This is a genomic window from Mycobacterium asiaticum, assembly GCF_001673365.1.
GTDB classification, from domain to species: Bacteria; Actinomycetota; Actinomycetes; order Mycobacteriales; family Mycobacteriaceae; genus Mycobacterium; species Mycobacterium asiaticum_A.
In genome coordinates, this window is record NZ_LZLS01000162.1 from 31,110 (window position 1) to 47,876 (window position 16,767).

A 16,767-nucleotide genomic window follows, 5' to 3' on the forward strand; every position below is an offset into this window, starting at 1 on the left:
TCGGCTCGCGGCAAACGGACGTCAAGCCCGGCAAACGGACGTCAAGCCCAGAGCCGGGCCAGCCGGTCGCGCATACGAGGTGCCCGTGATCGCGCCGGCCGCGCGTCGGCGGCGACGACGAGCATGTCGGCGACGTCGGTGAACTTGTTGCGTGGCCGACCATCCTCGTTGCCGCGCGCTACCTCGGCCGCGTCGATGGCGCGCCAGCCCGTTGCGTCGACGACGGCGGGCTGGCGGGCCGCGACCAGCTCGTCCAGCGCCGCCGGCTTCGCCAACGCGGCACGGTCGGTCAGCACGCCGGCGTTGAAATCAGCCACCAGCGCCTGAACGGTCTGCAACGAGCACGACTTGTTGGTGCCGATGAATCCCGTCGGTCCGCGCTTGATCCAGCCCGCCACATAGGCACCGCGAACGGGTTGTCCGGTACCGGGTTCGACCACGCGACCACCGTCATTGGGCACCACGGCGGCCGCCTCGTCGAACGGCAGGTCGCGAATGGGCTTGCCGCGGTAGCCGATTGACGTCAGCACCAGGCCAGCGTCGATCGCGCGCGTCTCGACGGTGCCGGTGACGGAGAACTCCACCGCCGCGGCGCGCCGCTCACCGAGCACGCGCTCGGGCGTCAGGCCGTAGGCCAGCCGGATGCGCGGCCGCGAGGCGGGTGTCGAGCCGTCGCCCAGTGTGCTCAGGATCTGCAATTTCTGCGCGGTCAACGGATCCGAAACGCTGTTCAAATCCTCGACCACCCGCTGATGGTCGTCGGGATCAAGCACGACGTCGGCGGACCCGGTAAGCCCGACCAGCTCGGGCAGGGTGAACGCCGAATGCGCCGGGCCGCGACGGGCCGCGATCACTACCTCGCGAACGGCCGACTTGCGGAACGCCTTTAGCGCATGGTCGGCGATGTCGGTGCGCGCCAGGTCGTCCGGGTCGGCGGTGAGCACCCGCGCCACGTCCAGCGCAACGTTGCCGTTGCCGATGATCACTACCCGTTCGTGGCTGAGATCGACTGGCAAGTCGGCATATTCGGGATGTCCGTTGATCCACGCCACCAACTCGGTGGCAGTGCCCGTACCGGGCAGACCCATCCCGTCGATGTCAAGACGACGATCGTCGGGCGCACCGACTGCGTATAGCACCGCGTGATGATGGTCCAACAATTCGGCATGACTCAGGTGCTTGCCGACTTCGACGTTGAGATAGAACTGGAAGCGGCGGTGCCCGGCCACCCGGTCGAACAGCTCGGTGACCCGCTTGGTGTGCTGGTGATCGGGTGCCACGCCGGCGCGTACCAAACCGTAAGGCGTAGGTAGCTTCTCGAAGACATTGACCCGCACGTTGGACTGGACCAGGAGCTCGTCGGCGGCATACATCGCCGCGGGCCCGGAACCGACAATCGCCACCGTTAACGGCTCCCGTCGCGCGCGGACTTCCGCGGCCGGCAGCACCGGAGCCAGTTTCGACGTCGGCGGCAGCTTCTCGTCCACGGGCCGATCCGGGTAGAACGACGCGTTGATCTCCACGAATGGCAGCTGCTTGAGATCCAGCTTATTGTCCGGCACGATCGCGCCGACCGGGCACGCGCTTACGCAGGCCCCGCAATCCACGCAAGCCACCGGGTCGATGTAGAGCATCTCGGCGCTCGCGTACCCAGGTTCGTCCGGGGACGGGTGGATGCAATTGACCGGACACGCGAACACGCATGATCCGTCATTGCAGCACGACTGTGTAATTACGTGCGGCACAATAAAACTCGCTGACGTAGAAGGTTAGGCAGCCGGCACGGTCGCCAGATGCTGGCGTTGCGGCTCACTGCGGTAGCGCGACGGTTTGCCGTTGATCTTGCAGATCCGCCACATCAGCCGGGCTGAACGGTTTTCCATCAGCCCGGTGTCGTAGGCCAGCATTCGGACGTCGGAGAACATGTCGCGCAACCACTTTCGCGACTCCGGCGAACGGAAGAACAGTTCTTTCTTCACCGAACGCGGAATATCGAACTCGTCCCAAAACGCTTTTGGCGGAATCAATATGGCATTGCACAGCGTCCGCATGGTGATCGGGAAGAACAGCGAAACCCAGAACCGCTGCCAACGGGTCAGGTGCGGCAACCGTCGGCGCAGGAACTCGTGAGCAAACGAGATGTGCCGGGCTTCCTCGGCCACGTGAATGGCCATCACCCGCTCCATGATCGGGTGCAGCGACTTGCCCTCACGAAGCACCTGCTTCTGAGTGTGGTCGATGGGTTCCTCGCCGGCGAGCACGCCGATGAAGAAGGCCACCGGCAGCGGGCCGGCAGCCAACGGAATCAGCGGCGAGATCCAGCGCAACCGTCGCGGCATGCCCGGAACATCGGCGCCGATGCGGTTCACCATTTCCTGGAACATCATGGTGTGGTTGCACTCTTCGACTGATTCGTGCAGGCAGTACCTGTACTCGGGCGACCCGTTGGGCACCCAGAAGGTGTAGTTCATCAGCCCGCGGATCAGGATCGACTCGAAGTGCAGACCCACTTTGGCCACGTTGGCCTGACGCCACATCCCGATTTTGATCTTGCGCTCGTCGGATTGAGCCTGATACCAGGGGTGACGGCCCAGCGGGTCGGTCGACGGCAGGATCCACCGGGGATCGTTATCGGTGACCGCGAACTCCGGTGACTCCCAATCGATATCGGTGTACGGGTTGAAGTTTCGCCGCACCGACCCCTCGGACAGTGTGGCGAGCATTTCCACATACTCGGCGTCGTCCCGCACTTCCATGTTGCGACGCCAACGTCGAACCATTCGCGTCCTGGCGGTTTTCAGCGCCATTCTTAGCCTCCCCAGCGAGGTCGTACATCGGACGGATAAAAAACACGGTACCGCTGGTACTGGTAATTATCCAGGCTTGCCCCGAGCACTGTGGCCCAGAGCGCAAACGAGCGCTGGTTGTGGGCTGGATCACACTGACGGGCCGTTCGGCCAGCGCGCAGAATCGCTCACTACCCTGATCACCATGGCCGACCAGCTCACGACTTCCCTCGAGATCCCCGCCGACCTCAGGCCGCGCGACGGCCGCTTTGGATGCGGACCCTCCAAAGTGCGACCCGAGCAGCTGCAGGCGCTGAGCACGAAGGCGGCGGTGCTGTTCGGCACTTCGCATCGTCAGGCACCGGTGAAGAACCTGGTAGGGCGGGTCCGCACCGGGCTGGCCGAGCTGTTCTCACTGCCCGACGGCTACGAAGTCATCCTGGGCAACGGGGGCACGACGGCGTTCTGGGATGCCGCCGCCTTCGGCTTGATCGACAAGCGCTCGCTGCACCTGACCTACGGCGAGTTCAGCTCAAAGTTCGCCTCGTGCGTCGCCAAGAACCCGTTCGTCGGTGATCCGATCGTCATCAAGGCGGACGCCGGGTCGGCTCCCGAACCGCAATCCGACCCGTCGGTCGACGTGATCGGCTGGGCCCACAACGAGACCTCGACGGGCGTAGCGGTGCCCGTGCAGCGCCCGGCCGACTCCGGCGATGCGCTGGTACTCATCGACGCAACCTCGGGTGCTGGCGGTCTGCCCGTCGACATCAACGACGTCGACGCCTACTACTTCGCGCCGCAGAAGAATTTCGCCAGCGACGGCGGTCTGTGGCTGTCCATCATGAGCCCGGCCGCCTTGGCCCGAGTCGAGGCGATCGCGGCGTCGGGACGCTGGGTTCCCGACTTCCTGTCGCTGCCGATCGCGATCGAGAACAGCGTGAAGAACCAGACCTACAACACCCCGGCGATCGCGACCCTGGTCCTGCTGGCCGAGCAACTCGATTGGCTGCTGGGTAACGGCGGCCTGGACTGGGCCGTCAAGCGCACGGCGGACTCGTCGCAACGCTTGTACTCCTGGGCCGAAGAGCGGTCCTTCACCACTCCGTTCGTCGCCGACCCCGCGCTGCGTTCGCAAGTGGTCGGGACCATCGACTTCGCCGATGACGTCGATGCCGCCACGGTGGCCAAGACTCTGCGGGCCAACGGCATCGTCGACACCGAGCCGTACCGCAAACTCGGCCGCAATCAGCTTCGGATCGCGATGTTCCCGGCCGTGGATCCCGACGACGTCAGCGCGCTGATCGCGTGCATCGACTGGGTGGTCGAGCGGCTCTGAAAATGCGGCCCCGGCCGAACGTCACGCCAGCGTGAGGGTCCCGCCGGGCAATGGCCGACGCGCTCAGCGTGTCAGCGAGGTTAACGGACGTCGTCGCACTAGAGTGCGCACAACGGGTCCGCTGTGCACGGAGCCGGCGAGGAGAAGCCATGCGGGAACTCAAAGTGGTTGGGCTCGACCCCGACGGCAAACACATCCTCTGCGAGGGTGTCAACTCCGCCGAAAAGTTCAAGCTGCCCGCAGATGATCGACTGCGCGCCGTGCTGGACGGCAAACCGATGCCGCCGGAACAACCCGCACTCGACATCGTCGTAACAAACATGCTCAGCCCCAAGGAAATTCAAGCCCGGATCCGTGCCGGCGCATCTGTCGAGCAGGTAGCCGCCGCTTCCGGATCCGACCTCGCCCGTATCCAGCGATTCGCCAACCCGGTGTTGCTCGAGCGATTCCGGGCCGCCGAGCTGGCAACGGCCGCACACCCGGTGCTGGCCGACGGTCCGGCGGTGTTGAGCCTGCTGGAAACCGTCACCGCCGCGCTGGTCGGACGTGGCTTGAGTCCCGAGAAGCTGACCTGGGATGCCTGGCGCAACGAGGACAGCCGCTGGACCGTGCAGCTGGGGTGGCAGGCCGGCCGGTCGGACAACCTGGCGCATTTCCGCTTCACCCCCGGCGCGCACGGCGGCACGGTCACCGCGATCGACGATGCGGCCAGCGAACTGATCGACCCCGACTTCAAGCCTCGGCAACTGGCGCCGGTGGCACACCTGGCCTTCGAAGTCGCCGCGCCTGTTGCCCCGCCGACCATGCCGGCCGCACCCGAGACCGCACCAGCGCCCACCGCGCCGGTCGAGCAACCGGCCAGCGCCCGACGCGGCAAGCCGGCCATTCCGGCCTGGGAAGACGTGCTGCTCGGGGTGCGTTCCAGCGGGCAGCGCTAATCAAGCACTGTCACCGCAAGTAACGCCAACCATCCCCCGGCCACGCCGACTGCCGCGCCCAGCACAAACCAGCGCAGCACCAGGGTGTTTCGCCAACCCCACAACGTCGGCGCCAATCCCCCGACCGCCACGATGTTCAGGCCGACCGCCAGCAGCGGATGCACCCGGATCAGCCCGAGACTGAGCACCACGATCGCGGCACCGACAACCGCGGCGACGAAGAAGGCCACCGCCAACCCCGTTCCCCAGGGGACGGACTCGTCATCCACCAGGCGAGCCTAACCCGACTGCCCGCTGGTAAAACGCGACCGCGGCCGCCGTTGCCACGTTGAGCGAGTCGGTGCCACGCGACATGGGGATGCGCACCCGCAAGTCGCTAATCCGCAAGGCAGCCGACGTGAGACCCGGCCCCTCAGCGCCGACCAGCAGCGCCACCGGTTCGTCTGCCACCTCGGCCATCGCTTCCGGCAGCGGACGCGCATCGCGCTGGGGGGTCATGGCCAGCAACCGGAAACCGCGTTCTTTCAGCCGCACCAGGTCGGCAGGCCACTCGGCGGCACGGGCATACGGCACCAGCAACGCATGGCCCATCGACACCCGGACCGCCCGTCGGTAGAGGGGATCGGCGCAACCGCTGCCGAAAACGACCGCGTCTACCCCCAGGCCTGCCGCGTTGCGAAAGATCGAGCCCAGGTTCTCGTGGTCGTTGACGCCCTCGAGGACGGCCACGGTGCGTGCGCCGTCGACGACCTGGGCGACGCTGGGCTCGGGCACCCGGCTGGCGGCGGCCAACACGCCACGATTGAGATGGAACCCCACCGCCTGCGCCATCACGTCGGCCGAGGTTCGGTAGTACGGCGCGCGAGTGCCGACCAGGTCGTTGCGGAGTTCGGCGAGCCTCCTGTCGGTGCCTAGTAGTCCACGCGGAGTAAATCGCGAGGCGAGCATACGCTGCACGACCAGCACGCCTTCAGCGATCACCAGTCCCTTGCCGGTCGGCAGGTCCGGACGGCGGTCAACGCTGTTCAGGTCGCGGAAGTCGTCCAGGCGCGGGTCATCGGGATCGGTGACGTCCTGAACATCGACGTCCGGAGCCGTCACGGGCTTTCGTCGACCAGAGTGGAGATCAGATCGGCCGCGTTGCGCAGGGTGTCGAGTTGGCCGTCGTCGAGGGTCTCAAGTCGCTCAGCCAACCACTCCTGGCGAGCACGACGAGCCGCCTTGACCAGGTCGGCGCCGGCCTCGGAGACCGAAACCAGCACCTGTCGGCCGTCGACGGGGTGCGGGGCCCGGTCCACCAGACCTTCGTCGGCCAGGGACGCGATCACCCGCGTCATCGACGGCGGTCGGACGCGCTCGCGAATCGCCAGCGCGCCCGGCGTCATCGCACCCTCGTTCGCCAAGGTCGTCAGCGCCGACAACTGGCTCAACGACACCGGCGACGACGCGTTTCGAAACCGCAGTTGCCGAGCCAGCCGCATGACCGCTAACGACAGGTCTGCAGCCAACCGCGCATCGGTGTCGGGCACAGCGCAGAGGTTACAACGGAACGTCGGAAACCGACGTGCGAAACGGCGACAATCGCCACCGGCATTGATCTTCAAAGTCGCGCGGAGCCGGGCATCTGAACACACACCCGCAAGCGAGCCGCGTCGGCCAGGCTGACGCCGGTCCGCACCGTCAACCCACCGATCGGCGGGCTATGTTGAAACGCGAAATGAGCGACGAAGCACTTACCCAACCCGAGCCCCCGCCGCTGCCGCCCGCGCTGCTTGCGGTGTGGCCGATCATCCTGGTCGGCGCGGCGGGTTGGCTGATCGCGGCGGTGGCCGCATTCCTCGTGCACGGCCTGGAGACCTGGCGTCCGATAGCCGTCGCCGGGCTCGCCGTGGGCGTGCTCGGCACCAGCATCTTCGGGTGGCAACTTGCCGCTGCCCGCCGTGGCGCACGCGGCGCCCAGGCGGGGCTCGAAACCTTTATCGACCCACAATGAACTCGACAAAACCCCAGGAGGACGAATGGCATCCCCGCTGTTGCAAACATCAATCGATATCGAGGCGCCGCCGTCGGCCGTGTGGGCGCTGATATCTGACCTGCAGCGCATGCCGGAGTGGAGCCCGCAATGTCGCTGGATGAAGCAATTCGGGCCGCTGCGCGCCGGGACCCGAACGGTGAACGTCAATCGCCGTAACCGTCTGTTCTGGCCCACTACGTCCACCATCGTCGAGGTGATCCCCGAGCAACGGCTGGCGTTTCGCGTCGACACCAACCGCACGATCTGGAGCTATGAGTTGGAAGCTCACGGCGAGGGCACCCGGCTGACCGAAAGCCGTCACGCCGAGAACGGTGTCAGTGCGTTCTCCAGCGTGTCGGTGAAGGCGTTCCTCGGCGGAAACACCAACTTCGAAAAGGAGATGGTCGAGGGCATGAACACGTCGCTGACCAGAATCAAGGCCGCCGCCGAGGAAAACGCCAAAAAAAGCTAGGACGGGTCCGCTGGAGGTTCGGCCGGATTCTCGGTGACCTCGATGACGCCGTCGTCATACGGCTCGTACATCGGTGAGCCGGTACCCGCAGGGGCGGGGGTGTCGGAGTGGGCTCCGCAGCCGTATAGCTTGTCGACGACGTGGCCGTCGGCGGACAGTTCGTTGCCGCAGACCCCGAACATCGCACCGAGAGCACCGGCTAACGGCAGGAAGAAACCGCAGTCTCGGCACACCCGCTTGGTTGACCGGGACATCGCCGAATCCGGGCCGTAGTCACCTTCGTGCCAACGCTCGGCGGCGTCCGCCCGACCCCAGGAACTCATTACCCAGCGTCGCCCGAGTCCCAGTTCGACGGCGACGTCGTCTACCTCCGGGTCGCCACTGGCGGTGTAACCAGGCACTAACCGCGGGTCGTTACGGGCCGGCGCCAACAGGTCTCCCGGCCCCAGATCGCCGGGGCGCACCCGCTGCTCCCACGGAACCCAATCCGGGGCCAGCAGAGCGGTCGGTCCGGGAATCAGCACGACCTCGCTGATCGTGGCGTGGTCGGAGCCGGGATAGGTGGCGACGACGACGTCCCACTGCCACCCCTGGTAACCGGGCACGTGCGCCAGGAACCGATGCGTGGCGGTGTTGGGATCCTCGTAGCTGACGCCCAGGTAATCCCCGACGGCGTCGGCGCCGCTGAACTCCGAAACAGCGGCCCTGGCCTGTTCAGCCGCACCCGTGAGCACCCCGGCCAGCTCACTGGGCCACTCAGCCACAGTCGCTACGGAGGATTCCTCGATGGGTCCGGTCACAGTGTCACCCTAATGTCACCCTAAAGTCGGATCGGTCGTGCCTTCCGGGCCGAGACCTGCTCAGCCACATTCCCGATACTGCACCCAATACTGCCGGAAGACACGGTAGGCGAGCCACACCGGTTGCCTCCGCAGCGCGGCGGCATAAGACAGAATTGAATCGTGTCTGGACCGCGAGGCGATCATCCGGGCCGGACGGCCCCACCCCCCGGCCGCCGGCCCCGAGATGGATCGAACTTCCAGCAGCATCCCGGGATGGCCAACTACCCGGCCGGCGACCCGAGCGGTCCGAAAAATCGCGGCCAGCGCCGCCCACCACCGATGCCCAGCGCCAACCGGTATCTGCCCCCGTTGGGCGAACAGGCGCCCCGCGAGCACAGCAGCGAACCTCCGCCCCCGCGAGGGTTCAACAACGGTGAACGGATCACCGTCACCCGGGCGGCGGCGATGCGCAGCCGCGAAATGGGCTCTCGTATGTACTGGATGGTGCAGCGCGCCGCTACCGCCGACGGTGCCGACAAGTCCGGTCTGACGGCGCTGACGTGGCCGGTGATGGCGAACTTCGCCGTCGACTCCGCGATGGCGGTGGCACTGGCCAATACGTTGTTCTTCGCGGCGGCCAGCGGTGAGAGTAAATCGAAGGTCGCGTTGTACCTGTTGATCACCATCGCACCGTTCGCCGTCATCGCCCCGCTCATTGGTCCGGCACTGGACAAACTGCAGCACGGGCGCCGGGTCGCGCTGGCGCTGTCCTTCGGGCTGCGTACCGGGCTGGCGTTGGTGCTGATCATGAACTACGACGGCGCCAGCGGCAGCTTCCCGCCGTGGGTGCTGTACCCCTGCGCGCTGGCCATGATGGTGTTTTCCAAGTCGTTCAGCGTGCTACGCAGCGCGGTGACGCCCAGGGTCATGCCGCCCACTATCGATCTGGTCCGGGTCAATTCCCGACTGACCGTGTTCGGACTGCTCGGCGGAACCATCGCCGGCGGTGCCGTCGCTGCTGGAATCGAGTTCGCCTGCACTCACTTGTTCAACTTGCCGGGGGCACTGTTCGTCGTCGTCGGCATCACGATCGTCGGTGCCCTGCTCTCGATGCGGATTCCGAGTTGGGTCGAGGTCACCGCCGGCGAGGTCCCGGCCACCTTGAGCTATCACTGGCACAGCGACCAGTCGCGACACAATTGGCCCGACGAGGGCGCATCGACAGTCGGCAAGCTTCGACAGCCGTTGGGCCGCAACATCATTACTTCGTTATGGGGTAACTGCACGATCAAGGTCATGGTCGGGTTCCTGTTCCTGTACCCGGCATTTGTCGCCAAGGCGCACGACGCCGACGGGTGGATGCAACTGGCCATGCTGGGCGTGATCGGCGCCGCCGCCGCGATAGGTAATTTCGTCGGCAACTTCACCAGTGCCCGGCTGAAATTGGGCCGACCAGCGGTGCTGGTGGTCCGTTGCACGCTGGCGGTCACCGTGTGCGCTATCGCCGCCGCGGTGGCCGGGCATCTCGTCGTCGCCGCCGTCGCCACCCTGATCACCTCCGGTTGCAGTGCCATCGCCAAGGCCTCACTGGACGCTTCGTTGCAAAACGATCTGCCCGAGGAGTCCAGGGCCTCTGGGTTCGGTCGATCGGAGTCCACCCTGCAGTTGGCCTGGGTGTTGGGCGGTGCCGTCGGGGTGTTGGTCTACACCGAGTTGTGGGTGGGCTTCACGGCGGTCAGCGCCCTGTTGATTTTGGGTCTTGCCCAGACGCTCGTCAGCTTCCAAGGTTTCTCGTTGATCCCCGGCCTCGGCGGAAATCGGCCCGTCATGGTCGAGCAGGAGGGGGCTCGCCGCGCCCCGACATCTAGAGCGATGCCCCAGTGAAACGGGGTGTGGCCGTGCTTCTCACGGTCGGCGTGGTGTTGCTGGCGGCCGCAGCCGGTGTCGGCGCCTGGCTGTTGGTTCGGCAACCGGGCCCGCACTTTCCGAGGATCAGCGCCTACTCCCTTGGGCACACCACCCGGGTGGGGCCCTATCTGTACTGCAGCGTGCTGAACCTCAACGATTGCCAAAGCCCGCAGACCGAGGGCGAATTGCGGGTGAGCGAACGGTTTCCGGTCCAGTTGTCGGTGCCCGACGCCATTGGCCGCGCCCCCTGGCGCCTGCTGCAGGTCTATGAGGATCCGACCGATACGGCCACAACATTCTTTCGGCCGAATTCCAAGCTGGCGGTCACCATGCCCACAGTCGATCCACAGCGGGGCCGGTTGACCCAGGTGGTGGTCCAGTTGCTGACGTTGGTGCTCGAGGACGGGCAGCTGCGGGAGGCTCCGCACGCCGAATGGTCGATTCGCCTGACCCGCTGAGGATTAGGCGCCGTGAGCGGGCGGCACCCGCTCACCCTCGAGCGGCGGTCCCGGCGGTGTTCCATCACCAAATGGCCTGCCGCCCATAGCTTCCCGACCGTGTGGTGTCAGCCAGTTGGACAGTTCCGGGCCCTTGGGCACGACCCGGGTGGGGTTGATGTCGGCGTGCACGATGTAGTAGTGCTGTTTGATCTGGACGAAGTCGGTGGTATCGCCAAAGCCCGGCGTTTGGAACAGGTCTCGGGCGTAGGCCCACAACACTGGCATCTCGGACAGCTTGGACCGGTTGCACTTGAAATGCCCGTGGTAGACGGGATCGAAGCGGGCGAGTGTGGTGAACAGTCGGACGTCGGCCTCGGTGATGGTGTCGCCCACCAGGTATCGCTGCCCGGCGAGTCGCTCGCTCACCCAGTCCAGTGCGGTGAACAACCGGTCGTACGCCGATTCATATGCGTCTTGTGAGCCGGCGAAGCCGCAGCGGTACACCCCGTTGTTGATTTCGGTGTAGATCCGCTGGCTCACCTCGTCGATCTCCGCGCGCAACTCTTCGGGGTATAGCCGTGGTGCTCCCTCACGGTGGTACGCGGCCCACTCGGTGGAGAAGTCGAGGGTGATCTGCGCGAAATCGTTGGTGACGACGGCGCCGGTGGTGACGTCGACGACCGCCGGGACGGTGATCCCCTTGGGATACTCCGGGTCGCGCTTGAAGTAGGCGTCCTGCAACCTCGGAATTTTCAGGACCGGGTCCACCCCGCCGGGATCCAGATCGAACGTCCAACTGCGCTCATCGTGGGTAGGACCGCAAAACCCAATGGACAGAACCGATTCCAGCCCCAACAGTCGCCGCACGATGATAGTGCGATTCGCCCACGGACACGCGCGGGCGACGACGAGCCGGTACCGGTCGGGGGCTACCGGGTAACCGTCGCGTCCGTCAGCGGTGATGCGCGTGGTGATGTAGTTGGTGTCTCGATTGAATTCGCCCTTGGGCGCGACGTAGGCCGACATGTGTCTATCGTGCCGCTTCGGTCGACGGCGCGACGAATCGGCGGGCCAAATTCGTTTCGGTGGACTCTCTGGCTTCCCACTCGGCGATCCACGGCCCGGTGCCCTCGGACTGATCAAGAATGCCGTCCTCCAGCCAGGTGTAGCGGCCCTCCAGCACATCGTTCGTCAGTTGCACATCGCCGGCATCGGTATTGGTCCACAACGCGGCGAACAGTTCCTCAACCCGCAAAGTCGCCTGTTGACAGAACATTTCAGCCAATTCGTAAGCCTGCTTTCCGAGGGTCGGATCCCCGGCGCGTTGCGACTCGGCGCGCACGCACGCCGCTGCCATCGCGAACAGTTCGGCACCGATGTCGACGATGCGGCCCAAAAAGCCCTGCTTCTGTTCCAACTTGGCCTGCCAGCGTGCCATCCCGTAGAAGGTATTGCGGGCCAACTTTCGGCTGGAGCGCTCGACGAATCGCAGATGCGACGCGAGCGGACCGAACTCGCGGTAAGCCGTGGGCCGCTGCCCCTCGCCGAATACCAATTTCGGCAACCACTTTGCGTAAAACCCACTCGCGCCGACAGCGGCCGCTGCCTTTTCCCGCAAGTCGGCGTCAGCCTTGGCGAGATCACCCGCGGCGGACAGGTGGGCGTCCACCGCCTCCCGGGCAATGAGCAACCTCATGATTTCGCTGGCGCCTTCGAAGATGCGGTTGATTCGCAGGTCGCGCAGCGACTGTTCCACCGGCGCGGCACGCTCGCCGCGTGCGGCAAGCGATTCAGCAGTTTCATAGCCCCGGCCGCCGCGGATCTGCATCAGGTCATCGGCTATGACGCAAGACATTTCGCTGCACCACAGCTTGGCCAGCGCCGCCTCGATCCGAATGTCGTTGCGTCCCTCGTCGGCCATCTGACCCGACAGCTCGACCACCGCCTCAAGCGCGTAGGTGGTCGCGGCCATGAACGCAATCTTGCGGGCCACCGCCTCGTGCTTGCCGATCGGCTTGCCCCACTGCACCCGCTCACCCGACCACTCACGCGCGATCTTCAACGACCATTTGGACGAGCCCGTCACCATGGCCGGTAACGCCAAGCGTCCGACGTTCAAGGTGGTCAAGGCGATTCGCAGTCCGTCGCCTTCCCGGCCGATAAGGTTCTCGGCCGGAACCCGCACGCGGTGCATCCTGGTCACACCGTTCTCGATACCGCGCAGACCCATGAACTGGTTACGCCGTTCCACGGTGATTCCGGGCGAATCCGCTTCGACGACAAAGGCACTGATGCCGCCGCGATGTCCGTCGCTCTTGGGTACCCGGGCCATCACCACCAACAATTCGGCGATCACGCCGTTGGTGGTCCACAGCTTCACGCCCTCGAGTTCGTAGGCCTGCCCGTCATCCACCGGCGTCGCCGTCGAACCCAGGCGCGCCGGGTCCGACCCTACATCCGGCTCGGTCAACAGAAAGGCTGAGACAGCTCCGGCGGCACAGCGCGGCAAGAACTTTCGCTTCTGCTCCTCGGACCCGGCGAGCTTGAGAGGTTCGGGCACCCCGATGGACTGATGAGCCGACAGCAGCGCGCCCAAACTGGGACTGACGGTGGTCACCATCATCAGTGCGCGGTTGTAGGCGACCTGCGACATGTCCAGGCCGCCATACTCCGACGAGATCTTCATCCCGAAGCAGCCGAGTTCGGCGAAGCCCTTGACGTATTCGTCCGGGATCCGCGCGTCCCGCTCGATAACGCTGCCATCAACGGTGCCAAGGAATTTCTTAAGCTTCTCCAAGAAATCCGCGGTGCGCTTCTCCTCGGCATCCGGTGGCTTGGGGAACGGATGGATCAGGTCCAGCGGGAAGCGGCCGAGAAACAGCTCTTTGGCGAAAGACGGCTTATCCCAGCCACTTTCGCGGGATTCTTCGGCAACGGCCCTGGCCTGCTCCTCGGTTACCTGCGCTTGCTGTGCCATCGCCGCCTCCTCGTTGACGCAATCACGACGAGGCTTGAGTACCCGCTTGGCGACCTGCTACGCGCAGCGGCAGGCCCGCTAGGCCTCGAACTCCCTTGCGACCGCCTTGACCACCTCTGAAATCTGCCGAGCCGTCTTGCGATCCGGGTAACGGCCCTTGCGCAGTTCCGGTTGCACGGTGCTTTCCAGCAGCGTGATCATGTCCTCGACCATGCCGTGCAGTTCGTCGGGACTGTGCTTGTGCTCGGCGGGAGCTTCGCGGCGCGGCCGTGATGCAGAGCGGGCCAGGCTTGGCGGGGGGTCGATCAACTTGAGGCTCAGTGCCTGCGGTCCGCGTCGTCCGGACGCGATGCCGAATTCCACTTTCTGGCCAGCTTTGAGCCCCTCGACACCCGCAGGCAACGCCGAGGAGCGGACGTAGACGTCCTCGCCATCCTCTTGCGACAGGAAGCCGAACCCCTTGTCGGAGTCGTACCACTTCACTTTGCCGGTCGGCACTGCTCTCACCTGCTTGTCTGACGGGTCTGCAACGAAAGACGCGTCCCGCCTGCGCAGGACGCGATGACGATCACAGATCCTACTCGGATGGTTTCCGGCCGAGCACCCCGGTTTCTCACCCACGTCGGTGGCACTGGGTAGGCTGGCGTTTACCGCTGGAGGAGATATGCGCCTGATTTTGAACGTCATCTGGCTGGTGTTCGGTGGGCTTTGGCTGGCACTGGGATACCTGCTCGCGGCGCTCGTGTGCTTTCTGTTGATCGTGACGATTCCGTTCGGCTTCGCGGCGCTGCGCATCGCTTCGTACGCGTTGTGGCCATTCGGCCGCACCATTGTGGAGAAACCTGGCGCCGGCACCGGCGCATTGATCGGCAACGTCATCTGGGTGCTGTTGTTCGGGCTCTGGCTGGCGATCGGCCACATAGCAAGCGCGATAGCGATGGCCGTCACGATCATCGGCATTCCGTTGGCGCTGGCAAACCTGAAGATGATTCCGGTGTCGCTGGTGCCCCTGGGCAAGGAGATAGTTCCCGCCGATGTGTCGGAACGGGTGCCGGCATGACATTGACGGCCCTGGGCCTCCCGACGGTTCGCAAACCCAGCAAAGACGGCCCTTTGATCGACACCTACGGCCGAATCGCCACCGATCTGCGTGTCTCGCTGACCGATCGGTGCAATCTGCGATGCACCTATTGCATGCCGGCGCAGGGTCTGAACTGGCTTCCGGGTGAGCATCTGCTGCGGCCCGACGAACTGGCCAGGCTGCTTCAGATAGCGGTAACCCGCCTCGGGATCAGCAGCGTGCGGTTCACCGGAGGCGAGCCGCTGTTGGTCCCCCATCTCGAACAGGTCGTCGCCGCCGCCGCCGGGCTTCAACCGCGTCCGGAGATCTCGCTTACGACGAACGGCGTGGGTCTGGCCAAGCGCGCGAAGGCCCTCGCTGCGGCCGGCCTGAACAGGGTGAACGTCTCGCTGGACAGCGTCAACCCGAAGCACTTCGCTGCGATCACCCGTCGAAACCGCCTCGATGAGGTGCTGGCCGGTCTGGCGGCCGCGCACGAGGCCGGACTCGCACCGGTCAAGGTCAACGCGGTGCTCGATCCAGCCACCGGACGCGAGGATGTCGTAGAGCTGTTGCGGTACTGCTTGCGATACGGCTACCAATTGCGCGTCATCGAACAGATGCCGCTCGACGCGGGCCATCAGTGGCGCCGTGGCGCTGCTCTGAGCGCCGACGACGTGCTAGCCGCGCTGCGCCCGCACTTCAGCCTCACACCAGATCCGGCGCCGCGCGGGTCGGCGCCGGCCGAGCTGTGGTTGGTCGATGCCGGCCCGGACACCCCGGCGGGCAAGGTCGGTGTCATCGCATCGGTGTCGCACGCCTTCTGCTCTACATGTGACCGAACCCGGCTCACCGCCGACGGCCAGATCCGCAGTTGCTTGTTCTCCACCGAGGAGATGGACCTTCGTGGCCTGCTCCGCGGCGGCGCCGACGACGACGCCATCGCAGCGACCTGGCGCGCCGCCATGTGGGCGAAGCCGGCCGGGCACGGTATTAACGACCCCGATTTCGTCCAGCCCGACCGTCCGATGAGTGCCATCGGTGGCTGAGATTCCCGCACAGACGCCCACAGTGGCCGCCGGGGTCGAGGTGACGGTCCGCTATTTCGCCGCGGCACGGGCGGCCGCCGGTACCGAGATGGAGACGCTTTCCGTGCGCACCGGTACGACGGTGGCGGAGTTGGTTAAGCAGTTGGCCGATCGGGGTACTCAGCTGGCCACGGTTCTTAGCCGATGCTCCTATCTGCGGGACGGAATTGCCGTCCGAGATGAGGCCTCAGCGTTATCCGCCGGCGACACGATTGACGTACTCCCACCGTTCGCCGGCGGCTAAAAAGTGTGAGTTATCTCACGTAACGGAACGATAACAACCCGGCCACGCTCCGATTGCGAGTGCTATGAGCTGGGTAAACGCACGGGTTTCCTGGCGTTTTAAACCCGCATTGTGACCAAAACGCCGATCCATTCCACGCGTGACGTGACCGCCTTTACCCGCTACCGTCTCGGAAGGCTCGTCAACCCAACCCGAAGCGGCGGGCCCGCCCTTACCTATAACGCGCCGAGCTCCATCCAGTAGGCAAGGGATTCCGACCCGCGGATGGAGGCGGGGGACCCACCAGGTCCGCCGAGATCGGACCGGGGCCGGTTACGGCTCCTTGGGGTGAAGCCAACGTCGTGACGACGATGCACGACTGGCCGGGTGACCTCTCCCACCCGAACCCGACAGCTCACCTCGCAGGCGTGTACACGAGAGGAATTACTGAGCGTATGACTGGACGTCACCGCAAGCCCGCTACCTCCAGCGTCAGCGTCGCCAAGATCGCCTTTACCGGCGCAGTGCTGGGCGGCGGCGGCATCGCCATGGCCGGCCGCGAACTGCACGCCGCCGTAGAACCCGTTACCGGTGTTGATCGCCCAGTTGCCACCAGATTCGCAACGGGCAACCGCATCCCATTCGGCGTCGGTGGCTGCCGCGGCCTGGCCGGCCATGGCGATGCCGCCGCCGCCCAGCACTGCGCCGGTAAAGGCGATCTTGGCGACGCTGACGCTGGAGGA

The 16,767-nt window shown here is 65.5% G+C and carries 18 protein-coding genes, 1 pseudogene and 1 riboswitch; of the genes and pseudogenes, 9 read left to right on the plus strand and 10 right to left on the minus strand.

Annotated features, from left to right (window positions below):
* Window positions 1-41: 41 nt before the first annotated feature.
* Window positions 42-1,745, minus strand: a complete 1,704-nt coding sequence (locus A5634_RS17715) for an FAD-dependent oxidoreductase (RefSeq protein ID WP_065145332.1) — start codon at window positions 1,743-1,745, stop codon at window positions 42-44.
* Window positions 1,746-1,769: 24 nt separating this feature from the next.
* Window positions 1,770-2,807 carry an AurF N-oxygenase family protein gene (locus A5634_RS17720; RefSeq protein ID WP_155769596.1) on the minus strand — a complete coding sequence of 346 codons (1,038 nt, stop codon included), beginning with the start codon at window positions 2,805-2,807 and terminating at the stop codon, window positions 1,770-1,772.
* 184 nt (window positions 2,808-2,991) lie between these two features.
* On the opposite strand from A5634_RS17720, the gene serC reads away from it, so the two are divergent.
* Both serC and sepH read left to right on the plus strand, forming a co-directional pair.
* Complete coding sequence (gene serC, locus A5634_RS17725; RefSeq protein WP_065145333.1) at window positions 2,992-4,122, plus strand: phosphoserine transaminase; 1,131 nt, start codon at window positions 2,992-2,994, stop codon at window positions 4,120-4,122.
* A 149-nt stretch (window positions 4,123-4,271) separates the two neighbouring features.
* Complete coding sequence (gene sepH, locus A5634_RS17730; RefSeq protein WP_065145334.1) at window positions 4,272-5,060, plus strand: septation protein SepH; 789 nt, start codon at window positions 4,272-4,274, stop codon at window positions 5,058-5,060.
* Here the strand turns inward: sepH and A5634_RS17735 are convergent.
* Genes A5634_RS17735 through A5634_RS17745 form a run of 3 tightly spaced genes read right to left on the minus strand, consistent with a single transcriptional unit; the run spans window position 5,057 to window position 6,589 of the window.
* Window positions 5,057-5,329, minus strand: coding sequence for a DUF2537 domain-containing protein (locus tag A5634_RS17735; protein ID WP_065145335.1), 273 nt, complete (start codon window positions 5,327-5,329; stop codon window positions 5,057-5,059). The genes sepH and A5634_RS17735 overlap by 4 nt on opposite strands.
* Window positions 5,322-6,161 (minus strand): TrmH family RNA methyltransferase, encoded by an 840-nt coding sequence (locus A5634_RS17740; protein WP_065145336.1) that lies wholly within the window; start codon window positions 6,159-6,161, stop codon window positions 5,322-5,324. The genes A5634_RS17735 and A5634_RS17740 overlap by 8 nt, the downstream gene beginning before the upstream one ends.
* Complete coding sequence (locus A5634_RS17745; RefSeq protein WP_065145337.1) at window positions 6,158-6,589, minus strand: MarR family transcriptional regulator; 432 nt, start codon at window positions 6,587-6,589, stop codon at window positions 6,158-6,160. Before A5634_RS17745 ends, A5634_RS17740 begins: the two co-directional genes overlap by 4 nt.
* Window positions 6,590-6,777: 188 nt before the next feature.
* On the opposite strand from A5634_RS17745, the gene A5634_RS17750 reads away from it, so the two are divergent.
* Both A5634_RS17750 and A5634_RS17755 read left to right on the plus strand, forming a co-directional pair.
* Window positions 6,778-7,053 carry a DUF2530 domain-containing protein gene (locus A5634_RS17750; RefSeq protein ID WP_065145354.1) on the plus strand — a complete coding sequence of 92 codons (276 nt, stop codon included), beginning with the start codon at window positions 6,778-6,780 and terminating at the stop codon, window positions 7,051-7,053.
* A gap of 25 nt (window positions 7,054-7,078) precedes the next feature.
* Window positions 7,079-7,546: an SRPBCC family protein gene (locus A5634_RS17755; RefSeq protein ID WP_065145338.1), complete on the plus strand. Its 468-nt coding sequence runs from the start codon at window positions 7,079-7,081 to the stop codon at window positions 7,544-7,546.
* On the opposite strand, the gene A5634_RS17760 is transcribed toward A5634_RS17755, so the two are convergent.
* Complete coding sequence (locus A5634_RS17760; protein ID WP_065145339.1) at window positions 7,543-8,346, minus strand: DUF3027 domain-containing protein; 804 nt, start codon at window positions 8,344-8,346, stop codon at window positions 7,543-7,545. The genes A5634_RS17755 and A5634_RS17760 overlap by 4 nt on opposite strands.
* Before the next feature lie 255 nt (window positions 8,347-8,601).
* Between A5634_RS17760 and A5634_RS17765 the strand changes: the two genes are divergently transcribed.
* Together A5634_RS17765 and A5634_RS17770 are read left to right on the plus strand one after the other, a co-directional pair.
* A complete protein-coding gene (locus A5634_RS17765) occupies window positions 8,602-10,212 on the plus strand; it encodes an MFS transporter (RefSeq protein WP_155769597.1) in 1,611 nt (536 codons plus the stop codon).
* The gene (locus tag A5634_RS17770; protein ID WP_065145341.1) at window positions 10,209-10,694 is read left to right on the plus strand and encodes a DUF2771 domain-containing protein; all 486 of its coding nucleotides are present in this window, start codon (window positions 10,209-10,211) and stop codon (window positions 10,692-10,694) included. The genes A5634_RS17765 and A5634_RS17770 overlap by 4 nt, the downstream gene beginning before the upstream one ends.
* Window positions 10,695-10,697: 3 nt before the next feature.
* Here A5634_RS17770 and A5634_RS17775 read toward each other — a convergent pair whose 3' ends face one another.
* From A5634_RS17775 to A5634_RS17785, 3 genes are all read right to left on the minus strand, one after another.
* Window positions 10,698-11,702 (minus strand): glutathione S-transferase family protein, encoded by a 1,005-nt coding sequence (locus A5634_RS17775; RefSeq protein WP_065145342.1) that lies wholly within the window; start codon window positions 11,700-11,702, stop codon window positions 10,698-10,700.
* Window positions 11,703-11,706: 4 nt separating this feature from the next.
* The gene (locus A5634_RS17780) at window positions 11,707-13,653 is read right to left on the minus strand and encodes an acyl-CoA dehydrogenase family protein (RefSeq protein ID WP_065145343.1); all 1,947 of its coding nucleotides are present in this window, start codon (window positions 13,651-13,653) and stop codon (window positions 11,707-11,709) included.
* Between the two features lie 78 nt (window positions 13,654-13,731).
* Complete coding sequence (locus tag A5634_RS17785) at window positions 13,732-14,151, minus strand: cold-shock protein (RefSeq protein ID WP_065145344.1); 420 nt, start codon at window positions 14,149-14,151, stop codon at window positions 13,732-13,734.
* Window positions 14,152-14,317: 166 nt separating this feature from the next.
* Between A5634_RS17785 and A5634_RS17790 the strand changes: the two genes are divergently transcribed.
* Genes A5634_RS17790 through A5634_RS17800 form a run of 3 tightly spaced genes read left to right on the plus strand, consistent with a single transcriptional unit; the run spans window position 14,318 to window position 16,045 of the window.
* Window positions 14,318-14,713: a YccF domain-containing protein gene (locus tag A5634_RS17790; protein ID WP_065145345.1), complete on the plus strand. Its 396-nt coding sequence runs from the start codon at window positions 14,318-14,320 to the stop codon at window positions 14,711-14,713.
* Window positions 14,710-15,762: a GTP 3',8-cyclase MoaA gene (gene moaA / locus A5634_RS17795; RefSeq protein ID WP_065145346.1), complete on the plus strand. Its 1,053-nt coding sequence runs from the start codon at window positions 14,710-14,712 to the stop codon at window positions 15,760-15,762. Before A5634_RS17790 ends, moaA begins: the two co-directional genes overlap by 4 nt.
* Window position 15,763: 1 nt before the next feature.
* Complete coding sequence (locus tag A5634_RS17800) at window positions 15,764-16,045, plus strand: MoaD/ThiS family protein (protein ID WP_065145355.1); 282 nt, start codon at window positions 15,764-15,766, stop codon at window positions 16,043-16,045.
* A gap of 241 nt (window positions 16,046-16,286) precedes the next feature.
* Window positions 16,287-16,470: riboswitch (cyclic di-AMP (ydaO/yuaA leader) on the plus strand.
* A gap of 99 nt (window positions 16,471-16,569) precedes the next feature.
* Here A5634_RS17800 and A5634_RS27520 read toward each other — a convergent pair.
* Window positions 16,570-16,767, minus strand: a pseudogene (locus A5634_RS27520) (transglycosylase family protein); the annotation flags it as partial.